Below are 211 nucleotides of genomic sequence, written 5' to 3' on the forward strand. Positions count from 1 at the left end.
CAATGGGCCTTTGAACATGGTGTTGAGTTGCGCTTAATCCAGCCGGGCAAGCCAACGCAGAACGGATTTATTGAGAGTTTCAATGGCCGCTTTCGGGATGAATGCCTGAATGAGCACTGGTTCAGCGATATTCTACATGCCCGGGAAATCATTAATGACTGGCGGCAGGATTATAACGAGTGTCGACCACATTCATCACTGAATTACCTGA

1 protein-coding gene is annotated in these 211 nt (G+C 47.9%); it reads left to right on the forward strand.

The window, feature by feature from the left end; translation table 11 throughout:
* A partial coding sequence (locus H7A81_RS27510; RefSeq protein ID WP_182059367.1) for an integrase core domain-containing protein occupies positions 1–211 on the forward strand: 211 nt, incomplete at both ends.

The sequence above is a fragment of the Pantoea sp. ME81 genome, from assembly GCF_903970985.1.
Classification (GTDB): domain Bacteria; phylum Pseudomonadota; class Gammaproteobacteria; order Enterobacterales; family Enterobacteriaceae; genus Pantoea; species Pantoea communis.